The organism is Arcanobacterium haemolyticum DSM 20595, from assembly GCF_000092365.1.
Lineage (GTDB): Bacteria > Actinomycetota > Actinomycetes > Actinomycetales > Actinomycetaceae > Arcanobacterium > Arcanobacterium haemolyticum.
The window spans coordinates 396965-418414 of the sequence record NC_014218.1 but is presented as its reverse complement, the minus strand read 5'-3'; the positions used below and the strand labels follow the sequence as shown (position 1 = coordinate 418414).

Below are 21450 nucleotides of genomic sequence, written 5' to 3'. Positions count from 1 at the left end.
GTTTTTATCCCTCTTTTTCTGGTTTTTCTGCGTAGAGCCAGCGATCGCGGCCGGTTAAGTCACGCCCTGTATAGGCGTGAGTGAAGCCGGTTTCGATCGCTTCCGCAACGAGCGCTGGTCCCTGTTCGTCTCCGTGTTCCATGACGAACACGCCGCCTGGGCGCAATAGCGTGTGGGCACGGTGGACGAGGGTGCGCGGCACGTCGAGTCCGTCGTCTCCCCCACCGTATAACGCGAGGTCAGGATCACGGTGGACATCCGCGGGAAGTTCTTGGGTACGGGGAACGTAGGGTGGGTTTGTGATGAGGAGATCTACGGCCGATTCGAGGTGCGCAAGTTCGGTTCGGGCATCGCCGTGGACGATTGTTACACGGTTCCCGTAGCGTTCATTATTTGCGGTGGCCAGGGCGTACGCGGTTTCGTCGCGTTCTACTGCCCACACGCGAGTTCGCGGTTTTTCAGTTGCGATCGCGATGGCGATAGCGCCTGACCCGGTGCAAAGATCGACGACGACGGGGTTCTCCACCGTCATCTTTTCAAGTGCATCTAACCCTGCTTGGGCAACCATTTCGGTTTCTGGGCGAACGATGAACACGCCTGGGCGGCTGGCCAGTTCCAGGTATCGGAACCACATCTTTCCCATGATGTGCTGGACGGGTTCGAAACTGGCACGGCGTGTGATGGTTGCTGCGAATTCGCGGGCGTGTTCTGGCGTGATGAGATCTTGCGGGAATGGGATGCTCCCCCACACGTGTTCGGCGAGTAGGCGAACGTCTGCGTGTGGGGATGGTAAGCCTGAGCTGGCGAGTTGTTCTTCGCCAGCGCGCATGGCATCACCCCAGGTCATCATACTTCTGTGGCCTCTTTGGCGGCTTGTTCGAGCCGTTCGGCTTCGTCCATTTCGCGTAGCGAGGTGATAACTGGTTCGAGTTCACCGTTGAGCACAGCGTCAAGGTTGTGTGCCTTGTAGCCTGTGCGATGATCTGCGATACGGTTTTCTGGGAAGTTATAGGTGCGCACGCGTTCGGAGCGATCCACGGTTCGCACTTGGGAACGGCGCTGATCTGCTTCTTTAGCTGCTTGTTCTTCCAGTTGGAGTTGGCGCAGGCGAGCGAGCAACACACGCATAGCCGCTTCACGGTTCTTGATTTGGGATTTTTCATCCTGCATGGACACGGTGATTCCGGTTGGCAAGTGAGTGATTCGCACGGCGGAATCGGTGGTGTTCACGGACTGGCCGCCCGGGCCAGACGAACGGAACACGTCGATTCGCAATTCGTTATCTGCCACCTGGACTTCTTCAGGTTCGTCCACTTCTGCAAACACGAGCACACCGGCTGCTGAGGTGTGGATGCGGCCTTGAGATTCGGTGGCAGGCACGCGCTGAACACGGTGAACGCCTGCTTCAAACTTGAGGTGTGCCCACACACCATCTGCCGGATCTTCTGGGATCGACGACGATTTCACGGCCAGCTGGATATCCTTGTATCCGCCTAACTCGGTATGTGTGGCGGAAAGGGTTTGTACAGACCAGCCCTTGGATTCTGCGTAACGCTGGTACATGCGAACAAGATCGGCTGCAAAGAGGGCTGATTCTTCGCCACCTTCGCCGGCCTTAACTTCCACAATGGCATCGCGGGAATCGTCTGGATCACGCGGAATCAGAGCATCACGTAGGCTGGCGGCTGCCGTGCTGGCGGCTTCTTCCAGGCGTGGAAGTTCTTCTTCGAACAGTTCGGCGTCGTCGCCACCAAGTTCGATAATCTCACGAATATCGGCTAGATCTGCTTCGGCTTTTTCCCACGTGCGGTACCGGCTAACAACGCGGCCCAGTTGGGCGTATCGGCGGCCGAGGCTACGCAGTTTTTCTGGGCGAGCTAACACCTCGGGCGAAGCCATTTGTTCTTCGATGTGCTGATATTCCGCTACCATCGCGTCAGCTGCGGGAAATGCGCTCATGATCGTCCTTATCATCGCAAGAGAAGGCCATACCTTCTGCTTCGTGTATCTATATCTTCTAGTATTAAGTGTAAAACAAACGCCGGTACGACGAATCGTACCGGCGTTTGTTATTAAAGCTACTTGGTGCGCTTGCCGTAACGAGCTTCGAAGCGAGCCACGCGGCCACCGGTATCAAGAATCTTCTGCTTGCCGGTGTAGAACGGGTGGCATGCCGAGCATACGTCAACACGCAATTCTCCGCCAGCCTTAGTAGAGCGGGTTTCGAATTCGTTGCCGCAGGTGCAGGTAACATGCACTGGTGCGTATTCTGGGTGAATAGTCTTCTTCATAATGAGGAATTCTCCTTGGATCGTTTTATGCTCTGGGTCCACATCGCACGTGAAGGACACGGATCCTTCATCGTTTGCTTGCATGTTCATGCCAGCGGCCATGTGGTGAACCAAAAGCCGACGCATAATTACATCACATCGGCCATGATTTTGCACACTTGTGGTGAGCAAACTCATGGCCGATGTTCAAGGTTTATTCTTCTACGCCAGCACCTTGCACGCCACGCACGATGGACATGAGAAGGGCCGAATTAGATTCGGTCTTCCGCATCCGGCCAAGGAGCTGATCTGAGGCTTCTTGAACGTCCAGCTGCCCCAAGCCACGGCGGAGGTGCCACATGATCTTGAGTTCTTCTGGAGAGAGTAGCTGTTCTTCACGGCGGGTTCCCGATGCGTTGATATCAACGGCTGGGAAGATACGGCGGTCAGCGAGCTGGCGGGACAGACGCAGTTCCATGTTGCCAGTGCCCTTGAATTCTTCGAAGATCACTTCATCCATCTTCGATCCTGTTTCTACAAGCGCGGAGGCGATGATGGTAAGTGATCCACCGTTTTCGATGTTGCGGGCAGCACCGAAGAACTTCTTTGGCGGGTAGAGTGCAGCTGCATCTACACCACCGGACAGGATTCGGCCTGATGCGGGAGCGGCTAAGTTGTAGGCGCGCGATAGGCGGGTGAGCGAATCAAGAAGGATCACCACATCCTGGCCTAGTTCAACGAGGCGCTTTGCGCGCTCAACAGCCAATTCAGCAACGATCGTGTGATCGGAGGCTGGACGATCGAAGGTGGAGGCGATTACTTCGCCCTTGACCAGGCGCTGCATATCGGTAACTTCTTCTGGGCGTTCATCAACCAGAACAACCATCAAGTGAACGTTGGGGGTGTTGTGCGCGATCGCCATAGCGATCTGCTGCATAACAACAGTTTTGCCTGCCTTTGGAGGCGAAACGATCAGACCACGCTGCCCCTTGCCGATTGGCGCAACCAAATCGATCATTCGGGTGGTGAGCGCCTTCTGGGTGGTTTCCATCCGCAGCATTTCTTGCGGGTAGAGTGGGGTGAGCTTGTTGAATTCTGGGCGGGTTGCCGCATCTTCAACGCTCAGGCCGTTAATGGCAACCACATCAACAAGTGGGTTGTATTTGTGCTGGCGGCCGCGTGGATTTTCAGCGTGTGGGCGAACGGAGCCCTGGACGGCATCCCCCCGGCGCAGACCGAAACGGCGGATCGTTTGCGAGGATACGTAGGCATCGTTCTTGCCTGGCAGGTAGCCGCCAGTGCGAAGGTATGCGTTGTTTCCATCGATATCCAAGATGCCAGCGACCGGGATAAGAACATCTTCAGCTGGGGCTTCTTGAGCGGAGTCAGTTTCCGTATTTTCTTGGTAGCGTTCGCGGCGATTGTTGCGATCGCGGCGATTGTTACGTTCACGGCGATTGTTGCGATCGCGGCGGTTGCGCTGGCGGCCATCTTCTTCGCCGTCACGGTTTCCGCGGCCTTCTTCTGCGCGGCGTTCCGCAGCATCTCCGAGAGCATCGAGCGCAGCTACCTTTTCTTCTTCGCTCAGCTTGTTCTTGTTGTTGCGGCGGCGATCATTGTTGCGTTCGCGGCGGTTGCGCTGGTGGCCTTCTTCTGGCAGATCCAGTTCAATTTTCTTTTCGCTCTTTGGAGCGGTTTCTTCAGATTGGGTTGGCTGCTTTGGGGCGCCGTTGGTGGTCTGGTTTTCTTGGGGCGCCGGCTGAGCTGAGGCAGATTTTTCTACACGAGCTGTCTTCTTTGTTGATATGGCACCCTTGATTGCCGCAACATAATCAGCTTTCTTTGATTTCGCAGGCATATCAATGCCCATGGATGTTGCAAGTGCTTTGAGTTCAGGTAGCCGCATAGTTGAGAGGGCGGGCTTACGACCAGTCGTGGTTTCGCTCACGAGGTTCCTTCCTCGGTTTTCTAGATAAAATTAGCCATAACGGCCTAAGTGATCTGTAAGGATTAGCGGCGATGATATGATCAGCCGCGCGGATCAAGGCTCACTAGAGATGAGTTTTCGGCCAGAAATGACCATCCGCACTATCAGCATACAGCGTTTAGCGCTAAAACGCTATGTGATGCTTGCCTTACCTTCTCACCTCAGAGAAATATGCCTTGCTTTTCTGATAAGTATTCACGGAAATCCCGGAATATCGAAACTCACCCCACGGGATCGTTCACCAATTATTCCTTGTTCTAAAAGCCGCCGGCGATACTGTGAGACATAATTTGAGCTACATCCCATTTACTGATAGCGCTAATACTGCTCTGTTTTCCATCAACAAGCATTGCATTAACAAAACTAATATCACCTTCAGATAATTCTCGGTATGTAAGATCACGTATTCGAGAGATCATTTCTGCGCGGGCACGTTTGATCCCTACACTTGCCGCTTCCTGATCCCGATCAGCTCCAGCTCGCCACGCATGGTAACCAATTAATTGCATCATGTATGGGAATCCGTCTGTCGCTCGCGATGCTTCCTATAGCTTCATCAGCAACATTTCTTCCACCTTCTGTAAAAGTAGGCAGGAGTGCTTCTTCTATCTCTTCAGCGGGTACTCTGAACTTCAGAACTGTGGCACTCGAAGCCGTGATCTTCAAACATGCGTCGCATCTGCTCATTTAACTGCGAAAACACAAGCAAAGCAGGCCCACTCCCAGCTATGAGCACTGGCCAATGTGCATCGTGTAATGCCCGAAGAAGATGCGCGCTCTCCCCTACTCGTGGATCTGTTGCCTGAGCACGTTCCACTTGGCTGCACACATCTGACAGTAATCGGCGATTCTGAGTTAACGCATGAGAAAGCACGCCAACAGGACCCTGCGGAAGGCCGCCACCATGCACAGTCCGTGCATCCTTGGGAACCAGCACGGCCACAGGGCACGGTTTACTCAAAGGGAGTTTGGTAGCTCGTGAATCCCAGCCCAAACACACGCCGCCATTAATACTGGCTAATGCCCGAGCAGGAGAAATATTGAAGGATGCGGCGATGGCAACGGCGTCGTTATCCGAAAAAACAGAACCACCCATCAACTCCCGCACCAAAAGAATCCCAGCCATCATCGCGGCCGTGCGGGAACCTAACCCTACAGCAGGCGGGATTTTTGTCTGGGAAATCAACGCAACCCCAGCGTGCGGAGCCTGAATCGTATCCAGCGTGGCCCGCATGGCAACAAGCGTTGGATGCTGATCGTCACGCGAAAAAACGTGCTTTGCAGGGCCAGTCACGGTAACTCGAGAATCGCCGATCCCGATCGTAGCCGCAACATCATCCCAGACGTCCACCGCGATCGCTACGCTCTCGCGCTCCCGGCTACCACACAAAACCGTGGTAGCCGGGACGCGAATACGAGCGTACTCTTTCACCATTCGCATGATATGAAACTAGCTCACATCTTCTCCGGTGCGCTCACGCCAAGCAAGCTCAAACCGTTGGCAAGAACCTGGCCAGCGGCATCATTCAACCAAAGCCGTGTACGGTGCAGATCCGACACCTCTTCATCCGCACGCGGCGTCACACGCGACGCGCCATACCAAGCGTGGTATGCGCCAGCGAGCTCCTCCAAATAGCGGGCAACACGGTGAGGCTCACGCAACTGAGCAGATTGCGCAACGATCTCCGGGAACTGTGCCAACTTGGCAATAAGCTCCGAATCAGCTGCAGAATCAAGCAACGCAGGCGTAAACACTTCCCGCGTAACACCGTGCGATGCCGCGTTCGCATCCACAGACTTCGTGCGCGCGTGCGCATACTGCACGTAGTACACCGGATTTTCGTTGGTGCGGGACGAAATCAGGCCAAGATCGATTTCCAGCGTGGTATCCATCGCGGCACGAACCAGCGAGTAACGCGCAGCATCAACGCCAGCAGCATCAACCAAATCAGACAGAACAACAATCGTGCCTGCACGCTTCGACATACGAACTGGCTGGCCGTCCTGAACCAAGTTCACCAACTGTCCAATCAGCAATTCAAGGTTTTCGCCCTTACCCGCCGTATCGCCGAACGCGCGAGCCATCGCGTACATACGGCCAATGTAGCCGTGGTGATCCGCGCCCAACATAATAATCACATGATCGGCACCGCGTTCGCGCTTGTTCAAGTAGTACGCGATATCGCCAGCGAAGTAGGCCGCATCGCCGTCAGACTTAATAATGACGCGATCCTTATCATCCCCAAAATCGGTGGAACGCAACCAGGTTGCACCATCTTGTTCGTAGATAACGCCCTTGTTGCGCAGATCGTCAATCGCCTGGTTAACCGCACCCGATTCATGCAACGAATCTTCATGGAAGTACACATCGAATTCCACGCGGAAATCCGCCAGTTCCTTCTTAATTTCACCGAACATGCGGGTAACGCCATGCTCACGGAAGAATTCCTGTGCCTGTTCATCAGCCAACGCGAGCGGATCAGAACCGTTCGATTTTTCTTCCAATACCGCACGAGCAATATCTTCAATGTATTGGCCGCCGTACCCATCTTCTGGAGCTTCCAGGCCGCGGGCGCGTGCCAATAACGACTTTGCAAACCGATCAATCTGTGAGCCGTGATCGTTGAAGTAGTATTCGCGAATAACGCGAGCACCGGACGCTTCGAGGATACGCGCCAACGAATCGCCCACCGCTGCCCAGCGAGCACCACCAATGTGGATTGGGCCAGTTGGGTTTGCAGACACGTATTCGAGGTTAATCACATCACCCTTGAGTGATTCACCGAGGCCGAACGCTTCCCCCTTCTCCAGGATGGTACGCGCTAATTCGCCAGCAACTGCCGCATTAACCGTGATGTTAATGAAGCCAGGGCCTGCGATATCTGCGTGATCCACACCGGGATCTTCAATAAGCTTATCTACCACTAACTGGGCGAATTCACGCGGATTCATGCCAGCTTTCTTACCCAGCTGCATGGCCACGTTGGTTGCCCAATCGCCGTGTTCACGCACGCGTGGGCGTTCAACACGAACCTCTGGAAGTGTTTCTGGATCAAGTGCGATCGTTCCTGCAACAGCAGCATCACGAATAATGTTGCCGATAAGTACCTTGAGTTCTTCTGGAGTCATAGTTCAAGTGTATCTGCCTATCCCACCAAATTTTCTTTGAGCTTTGCGGAAATGCCCATGCGCTTTGCCACATTCGCACGCTTAGGGCGGGCTAAAGATTTTTATTGGGCACGTAATACTGCTAGACTATCCAAGTCTGAGCCCCGATAGCTCAGGGGATAGAGCGTCTGCCTCCGGAGCAGAAGGTCGCTGGTTCGAATCCAGTTCGGGGTACTTTCAAAATCGCTTTGGTTCAACAAAAATCGTTGATAACCGGGGCGATTTTCTTTTAAAAAGTACTAAAATCCCCTATTTGGGCACGTTTTCGTTTTTACCGTTTATCGATGAGTGCTTTTATTTGGGTGGGAATATCCGTTACGATTCCATCTACGCCGATTGAGAGCAGATCAGCGGCGGTATCGAGATCGTTGATTGTCCACACGTGCACAGCCCATCCGCACGCGTGCGCCACGTGCACAAATTTTTCATCCACCAGGTGGATTCCACGGAATGTTTTCGGGACTTGAATAGCTTGCACTCCCTGATTTGCTGTGGGAAGCGTTGCCACAATGCGGTTTCGTAGAGTTCGAGGAAGTTTGAGTGCGAGGGCAAGTTTGACGACGACGGAGACGCCAAGTGACGTTGCCACGCCCGGGAGTGCTTTCCTTAGTGTGATAAGGCGGCGTTCGTTAAATGAGGCAAGGCAGACTCGGTGTTGGGATCGCGTTGAAGTAATTGCTGCGATCAGCGGAGCAACTACCCTATTTTCTTTAGCATCGATGTTGAAAATAGCTTCAGGGAAAGCCTCCAAGGCATCTTCTAGGCGCATAAGCCCCGCGCCGGAATGATCGTGGATAGATACTAAATCTGCCCACGTATAATCGCGCACTAACCCATGCCCATCAGACACTCGATCCAGCAACGGATCATGGATAATGACGGGGATTCCATCTTTTGTTGCATGCACATCGGTTTCAATGTGACGGATGCCGAGCCCATGGAGGCGTTCGAATGCGGCAAATGAATTCTCTGGCGCTTCAAGCCCTCCACCCCGGTGCGCAATGACCACCGGTTGTTCGCCAATTGTCCAGAGCCGGTTGTGATTCATGGGTTACTTTGCCCCGCAAACGTCATGAATATCAACTGCACCGTGTTCTTTCATGAATGCAATTGGATCAACCGGGCCTGCGCCTGTGAATCCTGTGAACGTTCCAGGATGGATTTCAAAGTGGAGATGAGCGCCTGTGGAACGTCCCGAATTGCCGACGTCCGCTACATGATCTCCCATCTTCACCTCATCACCCTCTTTAACATGAATACCTTCACTGAATGAGTGCAGGTACCAGGAGGTAAATTCCACACCGTTGACCTTGTGTTGGATGATGAGTACTGGAGCACCTAACGTGTAGGAATCACTTCCGGAGAAGACTACCTTGCCGTCCGCAACAGCGTAGATAGGGGTTCCAATTGGCGCTGCGTAATCGACGCCTTCGTGGAGTTTGGAGGAACCAAGAATCGGGTGGATACGCCATCCGAACGGCGAAGATTCACGGAATGTTCCTGCAGCCATTGGATGAATGAAGTGATCCACTTTATCGCGCAAAACTGACGTAAGAGAGTTGGCACTTGCCGTGGTTTGGCACACGATTGGCTTGCCAGAGAACTGTTCTTCGTAGGCTCTGTATCGTGCAGAATCTGCGGCGCCTGAAAGCGCACGTAAATGCGATGGCGTAGATTCATCGAGTTCTTGGACGCCTTGAAGTACTGTTTCTTCTGATTTAGCTACCGCTGATGATTCAAACACCAGCGGCCCCATCGCGAATCCGCTTCCAACAGCAACGGCGAATGCACATGCTGTAGAGAGAATGACTTTTGTTGGGCTTTGAGTACCAAAGAACCGCTTAAATTTATCTACGAGGTGTGAGCTGCCAGCGTATGACACAACAGCTTCAGGTTCCGGGCAAGCAGTTAACGGAGTAGAAATCCGCGTAACATCACATGGTTTAGCGGCGTCTTCTGCATGATCTAGTACAACGGTGTCAGAATTACTACTGTTTGCCTGGTGTGAAAGGCGTGCGAGCCGTAGTTCACGGCGTGTGGGCCGAGTATGTTCTTCGCTCACCACGTTTCCCTTCAAATTTTTCCCTCAGACACATCAAGAATAACGGTTTGATAACAATCCCGCTAGGTGAACCCCAAGTGACAGCAACCACACCTCACCGTTGCATTGCATCGCGAACCTCACCAATGAGTTCTTCAAGAACATCTTCGAGGAAAATAACCCCTTGCGATCCATCCTTCAGATTCACTTCCGCCATGTGTGCTCCTGCTTTTTGCATGACGCGCATCGCTGTTTCGATCTCATCTCCAGGTTCAACTGTTACAAGCCGGCGGATCTTCCACCCTGGAATTGGATCTTCACGATGTTCTGGTGCAATATCCAAAATATCTTTCACATGAACGTAACCAATAAGCACCCCATTAGAGGCCACAACAGGGAATCGAGAATACCCTGTATGGGCAACGCGATCTTCCAGTTCTTGCGGAGTAAGCGAATCTGAGACGGTTTCCAGATCTGCTTCGCCCACCATGAGATCGCGTGCGGTGTGTTCCGAAAATTCGATCGCAGACGAAATGAGGCCAACATCAGCATCCAACACGCCTGCCGCTTTGGAAACTTCTACGATCGACGCTACTTCATCTGCCGTAAACGCAGAAGCAACCTCATTTTTCGGTTCTAAACCGAAGATCCGGATCACATGGTTTGCCACCCAGTTCATCGAAGCCACCACCGGATAAAAGATCTTAGAAATAATCACAAGCGGCGGCCCTAGTACAAGTGCCGCACTTTCTGGGTTAGTAACAGCTAAGTTCTTCGGCACCATTTCACCGATAACCACATGTGCATACACCACGATCGCGAGCGCAATAAGTATCGCGATTGGGTGAAGCATGGAACTAGGAACGCCAAGTTTACCCAGCGGACCTTCGAGTGTGTGCGCGATAGCTGGTTCAGCCACGGCACCCAATGCAACCGATGCGATCGTGACGCCGAGTTGGCAGGTAGCAAGCATGAGCGTGACGTGTTCGAGCGCGTAGAGAACTGTGCGAGCACTCTTCTTACCGTTATCAGCAAGAGGTTCAATACGGGAACGGCGTGAACCCATGATGGCAAACTCTGCTCCCACAAAGTAGGCGTTGATTGCCAGCAAACCAATAGTTACTGCGATAGCAGGCCCTAGATTCATTCGTTCTCTTCCTGCTCAATATTGACTGTGAGACGTACGGTTTCGACCCTTCGCCCATCCATCTTTTCCACGCGAGCCGTGATCCCATCTTCTGTGTATTCATCGCCCACGTCCGGAATCTTCCCAAGTCCGGCCATAATCCAACCACCAAGCGTTTCCCACGGGCCGTCATCCGGCACTTCTATATGGAATTCACGGCTGATTTCATCAGGGCGCATGAGCCCTGGCACGATCGTTTCCCCTGTAGCAAGTACGCGCGAACGAGCACGCCTGCGATCGTGTTCATCCGCCACATCGCCTACGATTTCTTCAATCACATCTTCGAGCGTAACGATTCCCGAAACACCGCCGTATTCATCAACAACCACCGCAACTTGAGATCCAGATGCACGCAGACGCACAAGCAGTGGCGCAAGTTCCAGTGTTTCCGGGACGCGTGGTACAGGAATCATGAGCGACGACGACGTTACGATCACCTCTCCCCGACGTTCAAAAGGAACTGCGATCGCACGGCGGAGGTTGACGATTCCACGAATATCATCCATATCTTCCCCAATCACGGGGAAACGCGAATGCCCTGTGGAACGCGCGAGATCGATAATATCTGCAGCGGTTTGATCTGCGTGAAGATGGCGGACGCGCCCACGATCAGTCATCACATCAACCGCTGTGAGGGCGCCAATATCGATCGAACGAGTAAGCAGACGCGCAGTGGAAACATCTAATGTGCCCTGTTCCGCCGAGCGGCGCACGAGTGCCGACAGTTCAGTGGCTGAACGAGCCCCCGACAATTCTTCTGCCACCTCTACCCCAAACCGATGCAAAATCCAGTTAGCCGAATTATTCAATCCAACAATGACCGGTTTAAACACAGCAGTAAATGCCCGCAACGGAAGCGATACCAGAGATGCTGTACGCAATGGTTCCGCGAGCGCCATATTTTTTGGCACAAGTTCACCAAAAACCATCGAAAACAGATTGACCACGATAAATGCGCCAATCACCCCTGTTGCCAACACTGCAGTATAGGCCAGATCGGTTCTCCCCAAGAGCTTCACAAAAAGATCCTGCAACGGAGCCTGCGCTACATAGCCCAACAAAATTGTGGTAATCGTGATACCCACCTGGCACGATGACAATTGGAGGGAAAGATGATGAAGAGCCTTCGTTACTTTCTTCGCGCGAACATCCCCCGCTTCAGCCTTCGAATCCACAGTTGCTGGGTCTAAGGCCACCAGAGAAAATTCCGCTGCCACAAAAATGGCAGTACCGAGAGTCAAGAGAACTCCCAGCCCCATCATTACAAGATCCATTAGCAAGTACAACCACCACCATTGACATTCATACACATATCGTATCGCAGGCCTCCGACAACACTCGCACACACCCCACATCATTCGTCTTACATCACCATATGATGCTGACTAACGTTGCCGAATCGAGTATAGTTTGAAGTTAAGATAAATTTTCGATCGCAGAGCGAGGCAAAGACAGTGGCGTCATCTCAATCGGAAGAATTTGGAGCTAACCAAGGCTTCATCGAGGATCTCTACTCCTCATTCCTTCAAAATCCCCAAAGTGTAGGACCGCAGTGGCACGAGATGTTCCACGCATGGCAAGCAGAAGGACGCGAAGCCCCGTCGTCGTCCCTTTCCCCATCAGAAGAAACCCAAGAAGCCCAACGAACCGTGCATTCATCGCACTCTCGCGAAGCAACACCAGCTACCAACGTGACCCGTTCGGATCTTCCGCCGCAACCGCGATCGGCAGCACAACCGGCGGTCACCCCATACGCAAAGAAATTCGATCTCAAACCAAAATTCGATGATATCTTCACCAAAAGCGACACGGAATACGTCCAGCTGAAAGGCGCAGAACGTGGCCTGGCGAAAAATATGGATTCGTCACTGGAACTTCCAACTGCTACGTCGGTGCGTGCGCTCCCAGCCCGAGTCATGTTTGATAACCGCACTGTCATCAATAAATACCTTGCCACAACCCGCGGCGGAAAAATCTCCTTCACACACCTGATCGCCTACGCAATGGTGGAAGCCCTCTCTGAAATGCCGGAGATGAACTACTCGTATCAGGTGAGTGACGCGGGCAAGCCAACACTCGTGAAACCCTCCGCAGTAAACCTGGGTATCGCAATTGACGTTGCCAAACCAAACGGTGAACGCACGCTCGTTGTGCCATCCATCAAAAACGCGGAACACATGACCTTCTCTGAGTTCCTGGCGGCCTACGAAAATCTGGTGAAACGAGGCCGCGAAGGCGCCCTCACCATCGAAGATTACCAAGGCACAACGGCTTCCCTCACAAACCCCGGCGGGCTCGGAACTACGCACTCAATCCCGCGCCTTATGAAAGGCCAGGGGCTGATCGTAGGCGTTGGATCGATGGTTTACCCACCTGCGTTCGCTGGAACTGCCGAAGCGCAACTGGCGCGCATGAGCGTATCGAAAGTCGTACACGTCACTTCAACCTACGATCACCGCGTGATCCAGGGCGCAACGTCCGGGCGATTCTTGCGCCTCATGGAACACAAGCTCCTGGGACTCGATGGATTCTACGAACGCATCTACATCGCACTTCACGTGCCATACAAGCCTTTCGTCTGGGAAACGGACGTGGAGTATGACGCCGAACGGGAACTCGGCAAACCAGCCCGCATCGCAGAACTCATTCACGCGTATCGTTCGCGCGGGCACCTGATCGCGGATACCGATCCGCTTTCGTTCCATATCCGCCGCCACCCCGATCTGGAAATCGGATCGTATGGCCTCACGCTGTGGGATCTTGATCGATCGTTCCCAACGGGCGGATTTGCTCATTCGTCTCACTTGACCTTGCGCGAAATCCTTGACCAACTGCGCGAATCCTACTGCCGCACCGTAGGCATCGAATACATGCATATTCAAGATCCCGTGCAGCGGCGCTGGTTCCAAGAACGCATCGAAAAGCCGGCCGAACCGGCAACAATCGACCAGCGACGCCGAATCCTCACCAAACTCAACGAAGCCGAAGCATTCGAAACCTTCCTACAAACTAAGTATGTGGGGCAAAAGCGGTTCTCACTAGAAGGCGGCGAATCGTTGATTCCAGCGCTCGATTCGATCCTAGAAGGGGCTGCCGAATCCGGGCTTTCTGACGTGGCGATCGGGATGGCTCACCGCGGGCGATTGAACGTGTTAACGAACATTGCTGGGAAATCTTACGGGCAGGTCTTTAACGAATTCGACGGGCGCATCGATCCGTCATCCGTGCAAGGATCTGGGGACGTCAAGTATCACCTGGGAACCGAAGGCGTTTATACCTCACCTAAGGGCGATAAAGTTGGTGTTTACTTGGCCGCGAACCCATCGCATTTGGAAGCTGCCGACGGCGTGTTGGAAGGTATCGTGCGCGGCAAGCACGATCTCATAGGCACAGATGGTACGTTCTATCCTGTTTTGCCGATTCTCATTCACGGCGATGCTGCCCTTTCTGGCCAGGGCGTGGTGTGGGAAGTGTTCAACCTTTCACAACTGCCAGCCTACAAGAACGGTGGAACCATCCACATCGTGGTGAACAACCAGATCGGCTTCACCACCTCTCCATCATCCGGCCGTTCTTCGCGTTACACCACCGATATTGCCAAAGGTCTGCAGATCCCGATCTTCCACGTGAATGGCGATGATCCCGAAGCCGTGGCGCGGATGGCGCGGATGGCTCAAGAATTCCGCGAAGCCTTCCACAAAGACGTGATCGTTGACATTTCTTGTTATCGCCGGCGCGGGCATAACGAAGGCGACGATCCTTCGATGACCCAGCCAGTCATGTATTCTTTAGTTGATTCCAAACGCACCACCCGCCATATTTATGCCGAAGCGTTGATCGGCCGTGGCGATATGACTGCCGAAGACGTTGCCGAACTCGAATCCGCGTACCATGACACTCTAAATGAGGCGCTCAATTCTGTGCGCGCTTCCGAACAGACTCGTACCGAATCTGAAGAACAGGCATCGCGTTCTTTGGGCAAACCTCAATCTCAAGAAGACGACGCCGGGGCGATGATTGGCTGGCAGACTGCCGTTTCGCCGGATGTTGTTGCGCGCATTGGCGCTGCTCATGTTCAGGTGCCGGACGGGTTTACGCCACACAAGAAGATCATGCAGCTGTTTAACAAACGCAACACGATGTGTTCCGAAGGGAAGATCGATTGGGGCTTTGGCGAACTGCTGGCTTTCGGTTCCTTGTTGATCGAAGGCGTACCAGTGCGTATGTCTGGCCAAGATGTTCGCCGTGGAACATTCGTACAACGCCACGCTACCGTTCATGGCGAAGGCACGGGTACCGAATGGACCCCACTGCAACACTTAACCGAAGATCAGGCTCCACTGGCAATCTACGATTCCGCGTTGTCTGAATATTCTGTGATGGCGTTCGAGTACGGGTATTCCGTAGAGCGCCCTGATGCCCTGGTGGTGTGGGAAGCCCAGTTCGGTGATTTCGCCAACGGCGCTCAAACCGTGGTTGATGAATTCATTTCTTCTGCGGAACAAAAGTGGAACCAGCGTTCTTCCGTTGTTCTCATGTTGCCGCACGGATACGAAGGCCAGGGGCCGGATCACTCGTCGGCTCGTATCGAACGGTATTTGCAGTTGTGCGCAGAAAACAACATGATCGTGGCCCAGCCGTCTACCCCGGCAAACCACTTCCACATGTTGCGCCGCCAGGCCTACCAGCGGCCACGCAAGCCACTCATCGCAATCACGCCTAAACAGTTGTTGCGCCGCAAGGGAGCAACATCTGCCGTGGAAGAGTTCACGTCAGGCACGTTCCAGCCGGTGATCGGCGAACACCGCACCGATCTGAATGTCACGCGCGTCATCATGTGTACCGGCCGCCTCTACTACGATTTGGTAGAACGGCGGGATCAGAACAACGATACGTCCGTTGCCATTATCCGCCTTGAACAGCTCTACCCGAACCCAGTAGCCGAACTGAAGGCTGAACTCGATAAGTATCCGAACGCAGAACTGCTGTGGGTACAAGACGAACCAGCTAACCAAGGCGCATGGCCACACCTTGCTCTGGAAATGTTCATGCCGATGGGGTTGCAGGTACGCCGCGTATCCCGCCCGGCAGCCGCTTCAACCGCCACTGGTTTGGGCAAGATTCACCAGGCGCAAGCACAAACTCTTCTGAATGAGGCGTTTGCTAGGTAGGTTGTGCCGGTGCAAGCTACCGGCACTTGCCGCCTACCGGCACTTGCCACTTACTGACCATTGCCGACCCCAATAAGCGGCTGGCAGCTCAGCGATGCTCTATAGCGCACTGCTGAGCTGCCAGCCGCTTTTCTAGCCCCATATACACAGAAGTGCGAGACAAAATGAAGTGTCCCAGGTTTTGTTCTGTTTGAGTAGATGAAAGTCTTCGAATATGCCAAGGAAATTTGGCCAGGATGCCAAGGACCGTGTGGTCCGTCTCGTGGAAGACCGTATCTTGGCAGAAAACATGTCGATGCAAGCCGCAGGCAGTAGCTCCAAAGCTTGGGATACCGAACCCCGATCGAGGCGGAAATCGACTTTTAGAAGCAGAACCCGCCACAGGAAATAATAAAAATCAAGGCAAAAGCCTAGGAACAAAACCCGGAGCACTTCACACGTACCTCACCACAACCTCCCCTCATCACCACCACGAAAAGCCTGATTCCATTTAGAATAGACGTGATTGACACGTTGATTGTGGAAGAGCTAGGCATGAGCAACATTGAGACCGAACATCCCACCCGCATCTTTTTCATCGGAGATGAACTAGTTGCGGGCTTTGGCGACGCCCGCGCGATGGGGTGGACTGGGCGCGTGATGGCGCGCACCGCGTGCGAACCTCCACTCATGCATCTCACGTTGGCTACTCCCGGTGAAGGAACGGAAGCACTTGCGTCCCGTTGGGAGAACGATATCGTTCCACGCCTAGATCGCGACGCCGAAAATCGTCTTGTGATCGGGTTAGGATCACATGATTTGGAAAGCTCGCTATCGCTTGCACGCTCACGCCTCTATGTGGCGAATATTCTTGATAATGCGATGAGTATGGGGTTGGCACCGTTCGTCGTCGGACCTCCTCCACGCAACGATCAACCGTTACGCAACCAAAACGATCTCAGCCAAGCCTACGAACAGGCGTGTACGCGGCGAAACATTCCGTACGTGGATTGTTTTACGCCGTTGTATAACCATGAACAGTGGGCCACGGATATGTCGATGAATGCGAGTTACACCCCACGTCAGGCGGGATATGGATTGATGGCGTGGCTCGTGTTGCATAAGGGGTGGCATGACTGGCTGGGAATCACACAACCAGATGTGATGTAACTGGGGCTAGATTTTCCGTTCCTCCCACAGATAGAATTGTTCTACAACATGTAGAACAATGGAGGGAACATGTTAATAACTGAGCAGGACACAGCCCACTATGTATCCCTGCGGGAACTAAATCAGCAGTCAGGCAGAGTCATGGCTCGTGTTCGCGATTCACAGCAAGAAGTGATTGTAACCGACCGCGGTAAGCCAATCGCTACAATTGTGCCCATTCAAGCAGAAGTATCACCGTTAGCGCGCCTTATCGCAGAAGGCAACGCGCTACCCGCATCTCAATCAATATCCAGCATTGATATCGATTCCCTTGTCATCACTACCCAATCTAACCATTCATTAGATGACGTAATCCAAAAAGATAGAGATGACCGGCTATGATCTACCTTGATACGTCTGCCGCAGCCAAACTTTTTCTACCAGAAAGTGGAACCGAACGTGTCAAAGGATATTTACGTTCGGGAGAAACAATAGTTTCATCCACTCTCTTACGCACAGAGCTCATCCGCACACTGGTACGAAGTCTTGATTCAGTAGTGGAACATACCCTAATCCCCGATTATGTTGACGCTCTTCTACCAGCGATCACGCTCATATCAGTGTCAGATCCGATCCTTTCCCAAAGCGAAGGAATTCTTGGGCATTCAAAAACGCTTGACGCTCTTCACATTGCTACAGCACTCAGTGTCAACTCATCTGGGGATCCGGTGAAAATTCTGACTTTCGATAAGAACTTTGCCGCCTGTGCCAAGCGATGCGGCTTCGACGTTCTGGAGACATAGCGCCAATCCCGGAGCATAAGTCCCATTCTATTCTCTCCAAACACGCTAGAATGGGTGTATCCTAAAACACACTTTCCAATGAAGTAGAGTGATGATCTTGATGACCCTTACCTCCACACCAACGGTGGATTACCCTGTGCTATTCGCGTTCGAAACAGGCGAATGGTGGGACTACGTGATGCTTATTGTTGTCACGGCAGCCCTTGCCATTACTGCTTGGCTAGCCCAACGAAATAAGTGGGTGGTGCTTGCAGTATTTGTGATTGCCCCAGTTCTGCTCACTATTTTCTGGTGGCCGTATTCCACCCAAGGAACCGGATCTGCAGGCTGGTTCCCGATCGTGAAGCAGTATTCGGCGCTCGCTGGTTCACTCTGTTTGGTAGCCTTGCAATATTCACAGAAGCTCCGCCGAAACCAATGGTATCTGCTGATCCCCCCAGCTATTTTGGCAATCAATATTTTGGAAGCAGTCATCCGTGATTTCCAGTGCGCATCAATCCACAACCTGCACCCAGAAACAGGCCTAGCCACTTGGGGCGGCCCATGGAACTACATGAACGGAATCGCCGGAATCCTCAACCTTCTTGCAATCTCCGGCTGGGTGGGCATCTTCGTTGCCAATAATAAGAGCAAGGCGATCATGTGGGGCGATCTCACGCTCGGCTGGATTATCGCCTACGATCTGTGGAACTTCGCATACGTCTATAACTGCCTCTCAGATCGGGCTTGGTACTCCGGCGTAGCACTACTCGCTTCCTGCACGATTCCAGCACTCTTCCCACGGCTTCGCGGTTCATGGATCCAATTCCGGGCGTATACACTCACGTTGTGGTCTGCGGTTGTTCTTACTTTCCCGCATTTCATGCACGATTCAATGTTTGCTCACCGATCTGCACACAACACCACAGCACTCTTCCTCTTCTCATTCTTGGCACTCGTGGTCAACATCGTGGTATTCGGCTATCACATCTACCGAATCTCCGTACTCAAGCGAAATCCGTTCAAAGTTGAGGTCTACTCTGACACCCCAGAATACGTTCGGATGGTTCGCAAGAATGCATCGAATGAGGATAAAGATCTGATCGCCGCACGCCTTGACACCACGCCAGAACGGCTCGGCTATCGCAAGGCTGTAAAGCGCCGGCGGGGTATGCGCCCGAAGAAAGGCTAAATCAAGCGTTTACTACCAGGCGGCCGGGGATGCTTCACAGCATCCCCGGCCATTATTGCGCCGAACCGACGTCGTCCCTAACTACTTCTTCTTACCCCACCCCTTCAGGTACGTCTTCTCGCGCTTCTGGCGAATCTGTTCATCCCACGAAAACTCTGGTTCTTCCCAATCGGTAAAGTAATCTTCATCCACGGTATCTGCCCACGGAGTTCCTGGGCCTGTTGGTGGCCAATTCGGGTTATCCGTTACTGGTTCGCGAATCTCCTTCACGGCAGGGTTCTGACGGCCGAAACGCATCCACTGAGTGAATGTCTCTTCGAAAAGCGGGGTATCATCCCAACGTCCAGCAGGAGTGCCAGTCTTAAACCAGCGCCCGCCCAACAAACCACGCATAATCTTGCCGCTGTGCTGCTGCTTCTTCTTGAACTCAACAGTGCGCTTCACGTACAGATTCTGCAAGTGAGTCATAACGCCACCGATCAATTCAATGTTGAGCCAATTGATCGTGCTTATCACCTTGTTATCTGGTTCGAAACCGATACGCCAGTGGTTAATTAAGCGGCAGCGTTCGCCCTTTAACGGAACAAAGTAGAAGCACCACGCCGCAGCGAAATGCTTCATGAACGGGAAACGGAACGCATACGCACCCGGAGCAGCTGGCGGATTCTTCGTATCAACCCACTGAACAAGGTACTTACCTGGAACAACATCTGCCCATTCCATCGACATGCCGTGATAATCGAACGCGGCCACATCGCCTGGCATCATCGAATCTGGTTGCTGGAACTCTTCCTGGATCTCATACGAATTGAAAAAAGGCAAGCGAGCAAAGGTGCGCTCCAAGAACTCCGAACTAAACGATCCTGACTTATCGCACCCAATCTGCTTGAAGATGCGGTAGACGGCGTAGGCAGGAGCGTCGATATCAATGGCGTATGTTGATGAATAGCCATTCTTGTAATTCGCATCGATCAAATCATCGGCTGGGTATACCCATTCTTGTTCTTCTTTCGTTGCTTTACCACTGAACTGGCTGAAAGCAACCAGGCCAGAAAGTCCCGCTACGGCGGCAGTTCCTCCCAGTTTCAGCAATGTAGATTTCTTCATGTTTGAGACTCCTTCGTCTTCACTTCACCTTGTTGTGACGTTAGTCTCCATTATTCCAGTTTTTCGTGGCTAATATTGAGGGATAAGGTCCCAAAAAACTATCGCGTTTCACCTCTGCAACGGAGCATGAGCGGATAACGCGCTTTATATAAGGAAATGTCATGTCTTCATTATTCCTCTGGGAAATCGGAACGCCAGCGGTCTATCTTTTCTGGGTTATCGTGCTCATTGCTCAAATCGCCATTGCAGAAATCAACCGGCGGTGGAATTGGACGATTTTTGCACTCTGGACTATCGGTGGGATCGCCGTGATGCCTTACGTGATCGCACACGGGGTGCCGATGGTGGGATGGTTCCCGTTCGGCAAGTTCGTGATTATGATTGCCACCGCAACCATGACCGGCTACCTGCTGGTTCTTGGGAAGCGCCACCCGGACAAGGCGCGCAAGTATGCGTTGTGGATGGGCGTGGCGTTGTGGCTTGGGCTTGCGATTAACATTATGGAAGCCAATATCCGTGACATCACGATTTTCTTTGAGGCAGATACGTATTATGCATGCGGTGCCGATCCGCAGTGTTTGCAAGCGATTAACGACGCGCGGACGATCGACGTGCTTAACGGTCTGCCCGAATCACGTGGCATTTCCGCACCGCTCCATTCTGCGGAATGGTATCAAGCTCTGGCAGCAAACTTTGAAGCCAACCATATTGGTATTGATCCAGCCACTGGCTTCCGCACGATCGGCGGCTACTGGAACTTGCTTTCCGCAGCAGCCGGGCTTCTCAACATCATCACGATCACCGGCCTTGGCAAGATCTTCGTAACCTCCGAATCGAAGGCCGTTAAGGCCAACGGAAAGAAGCAAGTTCGCGGTTTAATCTGGGTTGATATGGTGTGGCCATGGGTAATCGCATACGATCTATGGAATCACGCGTTCCTTTACAATGCGCTTGCCGATTACACCTGGTATTGCACGCTGGCACTGTTGCTGGCTTGCACGATCCCAGCATTTACCTGGGCAAAGGGCCAGTGGATCTGGTTCCGATGCTTCACACTCATGTTCTGGATCGCAGCTAACAACTTACTTCCTGAACTCCTTGTGAAGCCAAGCGAGATGACCAACTTTGCCACCATGAACCCTGTAGCAAATATCGTGTGCGCATGGGCGGCTCTCATCTTCAACCTCGGCCTGTTCGTGTACTGGCTCTACAAGATCGTAGCCAAGAAACGCCATCCACTCACCGGTTGTCTCTACTTCGAACTGAGCGAATTCCGCACGATCGTACGCCAACATGCTGATAGAGAAACGGCCACATGGCTCACCCGCGAAATTCCAGAGACTCCCGAACAGCTCGGCTTCATTGATCGACAATCCGGAAAGCATTCACCCCGTAACCAATGAGAGGTTGCTACCCCA

Annotated in this window: 18 protein-coding genes and 1 tRNA gene; 7 read left to right on the top strand and 12 right to left on the bottom strand. The window is 53.0% G+C overall.

Going from position 1 to position 21450, the window contains the following annotated elements:
• Positions 1–4: 4 nt before the first annotated feature.
• From prmC to argS, 7 genes are all read right to left on the bottom strand, one after another.
• Complete coding sequence (prmC, locus tag ARCH_RS01820) at positions 5–850, bottom strand: peptide chain release factor N(5)-glutamine methyltransferase (RefSeq protein ID WP_013169610.1); 846 nt, start codon at positions 848–850, stop codon at positions 5–7.
• On the bottom strand, positions 847–1959 hold the full coding sequence (gene prfA / locus ARCH_RS01815; protein ID WP_013169609.1) for a peptide chain release factor 1: 1113 nt from the start codon (positions 1957–1959) through the stop codon (positions 847–849). The genes prmC and prfA overlap by 4 nt, the downstream gene beginning before the upstream one ends.
• Before the next feature lie 119 nt (positions 1960–2078).
• Positions 2079–2291, bottom strand: a complete 213-nt coding sequence (gene rpmE / locus ARCH_RS01810; RefSeq protein ID WP_013169608.1) for a 50S ribosomal protein L31 — start codon at positions 2289–2291, stop codon at positions 2079–2081.
• A 193-nt stretch (positions 2292–2484) separates the two neighbouring features.
• Positions 2485–4176, bottom strand: a complete 1692-nt coding sequence (rho, locus tag ARCH_RS01805) for a transcription termination factor Rho (RefSeq protein WP_049765883.1) — start codon at positions 4174–4176, stop codon at positions 2485–2487.
• A gap of 338 nt (positions 4177–4514) precedes the next feature.
• Positions 4515–4769, bottom strand: a complete 255-nt coding sequence (locus tag ARCH_RS10060; RefSeq protein ID WP_013169606.1) for a hypothetical protein — start codon at positions 4767–4769, stop codon at positions 4515–4517.
• Between the two features lie 101 nt (positions 4770–4870).
• Entirely contained in the window at positions 4871–5698 is an 828-nt protein-coding gene (locus tag ARCH_RS09240) for a homoserine kinase (RefSeq protein ID WP_013169605.1), read from the bottom strand.
• 14 nt (positions 5699–5712) lie between these two features.
• Positions 5713–7386 (bottom strand): arginine--tRNA ligase, encoded by a 1674-nt coding sequence (gene argS, locus ARCH_RS01790; RefSeq protein WP_013169604.1) that lies wholly within the window; start codon positions 7384–7386, stop codon positions 5713–5715.
• A 140-nt stretch (positions 7387–7526) separates the two neighbouring features.
• On the opposite strand from argS, the gene ARCH_RS01785 reads away from it, so the two are divergent.
• Positions 7527–7599: transfer RNA gene (locus ARCH_RS01785), tRNA-Arg, on the top strand.
• A 97-nt stretch (positions 7600–7696) separates the two neighbouring features.
• On the opposite strand, the gene ARCH_RS01780 is transcribed toward ARCH_RS01785, so the two are convergent.
• The 4 genes from ARCH_RS01780 to ARCH_RS01765 all read right to left on the bottom strand — a co-directional run bounded on the left by ARCH_RS01780 (position 7697) and on the right by ARCH_RS01765 (position 11926).
• Complete coding sequence (locus ARCH_RS01780; RefSeq protein WP_013169603.1) at positions 7697–8473, bottom strand: glycerophosphodiester phosphodiesterase family protein; 777 nt, start codon at positions 8471–8473, stop codon at positions 7697–7699.
• A 3-nt stretch (positions 8474–8476) separates the two neighbouring features.
• Positions 8477–9487: a M23 family metallopeptidase gene (locus ARCH_RS09235; RefSeq protein ID WP_111724924.1), complete on the bottom strand. Its 1011-nt coding sequence runs from the start codon at positions 9485–9487 to the stop codon at positions 8477–8479.
• A 94-nt stretch (positions 9488–9581) separates the two neighbouring features.
• The gene (locus tag ARCH_RS01770; RefSeq protein ID WP_013169601.1) at positions 9582–10613 is read right to left on the bottom strand and encodes a hemolysin family protein; all 1032 of its coding nucleotides are present in this window, start codon (positions 10611–10613) and stop codon (positions 9582–9584) included.
• The gene (locus ARCH_RS01765) at positions 10610–11926 is read right to left on the bottom strand and encodes a hemolysin family protein (protein ID WP_041640301.1); all 1317 of its coding nucleotides are present in this window, start codon (positions 11924–11926) and stop codon (positions 10610–10612) included. Before ARCH_RS01765 ends, ARCH_RS01770 begins: the two co-directional genes overlap by 4 nt.
• Before the next feature lie 180 nt (positions 11927–12106).
• Here ARCH_RS01765 and ARCH_RS01760 point away from each other — a divergent pair, with 180 nt between their 5' ends.
• The 5 genes from ARCH_RS01760 (at position 12107) to ARCH_RS01740 (ending at position 18925) form a co-directional block, all read left to right on the top strand.
• Positions 12107–15823: a multifunctional oxoglutarate decarboxylase/oxoglutarate dehydrogenase thiamine pyrophosphate-binding subunit/dihydrolipoyllysine-residue succinyltransferase subunit gene (locus ARCH_RS01760; protein WP_013169599.1), complete on the top strand. Its 3717-nt coding sequence runs from the start codon at positions 12107–12109 to the stop codon at positions 15821–15823.
• Positions 15824–16357: 534 nt separating this feature from the next.
• Positions 16358–16972 carry a GDSL-type esterase/lipase family protein gene (locus tag ARCH_RS01755; RefSeq protein ID WP_041640647.1) on the top strand — a complete coding sequence of 205 codons (615 nt, stop codon included), beginning with the start codon at positions 16358–16360 and terminating at the stop codon, positions 16970–16972.
• Between the two features lie 69 nt (positions 16973–17041).
• Complete coding sequence (locus tag ARCH_RS01750; RefSeq protein WP_013169597.1) at positions 17042–17353, top strand: type II toxin-antitoxin system Phd/YefM family antitoxin; 312 nt, start codon at positions 17042–17044, stop codon at positions 17351–17353.
• The gene (locus tag ARCH_RS01745) at positions 17350–17754 is read left to right on the top strand and encodes a type II toxin-antitoxin system VapC family toxin (protein WP_013169596.1); all 405 of its coding nucleotides are present in this window, start codon (positions 17350–17352) and stop codon (positions 17752–17754) included. Before ARCH_RS01750 ends, ARCH_RS01745 begins: the two co-directional genes overlap by 4 nt.
• 91 nt (positions 17755–17845) lie before the next feature.
• A complete protein-coding gene (locus ARCH_RS01740) occupies positions 17846–18925 on the top strand; it encodes a DUF5692 family protein (RefSeq protein WP_013169595.1) in 1080 nt (359 codons plus the stop codon).
• Between the two features lie 81 nt (positions 18926–19006).
• On the opposite strand, the gene ARCH_RS01735 is transcribed toward ARCH_RS01740, so the two are convergent.
• The gene (locus ARCH_RS01735; protein WP_013169594.1) at positions 19007–20032 is read right to left on the bottom strand and encodes a hypothetical protein; all 1026 of its coding nucleotides are present in this window, start codon (positions 20030–20032) and stop codon (positions 19007–19009) included.
• A 161-nt stretch (positions 20033–20193) separates the two neighbouring features.
• On the opposite strand from ARCH_RS01735, the gene ARCH_RS01730 reads away from it, so the two are divergent.
• Complete coding sequence (locus ARCH_RS01730) at positions 20194–21435, top strand: DUF5692 family protein (RefSeq protein WP_013169593.1); 1242 nt, start codon at positions 20194–20196, stop codon at positions 21433–21435.
• Positions 21436–21450: the final 15 nt, after the last annotated feature.

Coding starts and splice junctions, on each gene's coding strand:
- prmC (WP_013169610.1), bottom strand. CDS start 850: ATGATGACCTGGGGTGATGCCATGCGCGCTGGCGAAGAACAACTCGCC.
- prfA (WP_013169609.1), bottom strand. CDS start 1,959: ATGAGCGCATTTCCCGCAGCTGACGCGATGGTAGCGGAATATCAGCAC.
- rpmE (WP_013169608.1), bottom strand. CDS start 2,291: ATGAAGAAGACTATTCACCCAGAATACGCACCAGTGCATGTTACCTGC.
- rho (WP_049765883.1), bottom strand. CDS start 4,176: ATGCGGCTACCTGAACTCAAAGCACTTGCAACATCCATGGGCATTGAT.
- ARCH_RS10060 (WP_013169606.1), bottom strand. CDS start 4,769: ATGATGCAATTAATTGGTTACCATGCGTGGCGAGCTGGAGCTGATCGG.
- ARCH_RS09240 (WP_013169605.1), bottom strand. CDS start 5,698: ATGCGAATGGTGAAAGAGTACGCTCGTATTCGCGTCCCGGCTACCACG.
- argS (WP_013169604.1), bottom strand. CDS start 7,386: ATGACTCCAGAAGAACTCAAGGTACTTATCGGCAACATTATTCGTGAT.
- ARCH_RS01780 (WP_013169603.1), bottom strand. CDS start 8,473: ATGAATCACAACCGGCTCTGGACAATTGGCGAACAACCGGTGGTCATT.
- ARCH_RS01770 (WP_013169601.1), bottom strand. CDS start 10,613: ATGAATCTAGGGCCTGCTATCGCAGTAACTATTGGTTTGCTGGCAATC.
- ARCH_RS01765 (WP_041640301.1), bottom strand. CDS start 11,926: ATGGATCTTGTAATGATGGGGCTGGGAGTTCTCTTGACTCTCGGTACT.
- ARCH_RS01755 (WP_041640647.1), top strand. CDS start 16,358: ATGAGCAACATTGAGACCGAACATCCCACCCGCATCTTTTTCATCGGA.
- ARCH_RS01750 (WP_013169597.1), top strand. CDS start 17,042: ATGTTAATAACTGAGCAGGACACAGCCCACTATGTATCCCTGCGGGAA.
- ARCH_RS01745 (WP_013169596.1), top strand. CDS start 17,350: ATGATCTACCTTGATACGTCTGCCGCAGCCAAACTTTTTCTACCAGAA.
- ARCH_RS01740 (WP_013169595.1), top strand. CDS start 17,846: ATGATCTTGATGACCCTTACCTCCACACCAACGGTGGATTACCCTGTG.
- ARCH_RS01735 (WP_013169594.1), bottom strand. CDS start 20,032: ATGAAGAAATCTACATTGCTGAAACTGGGAGGAACTGCCGCCGTAGCG.
- ARCH_RS01730 (WP_013169593.1), top strand. CDS start 20,194: ATGTCTTCATTATTCCTCTGGGAAATCGGAACGCCAGCGGTCTATCTT.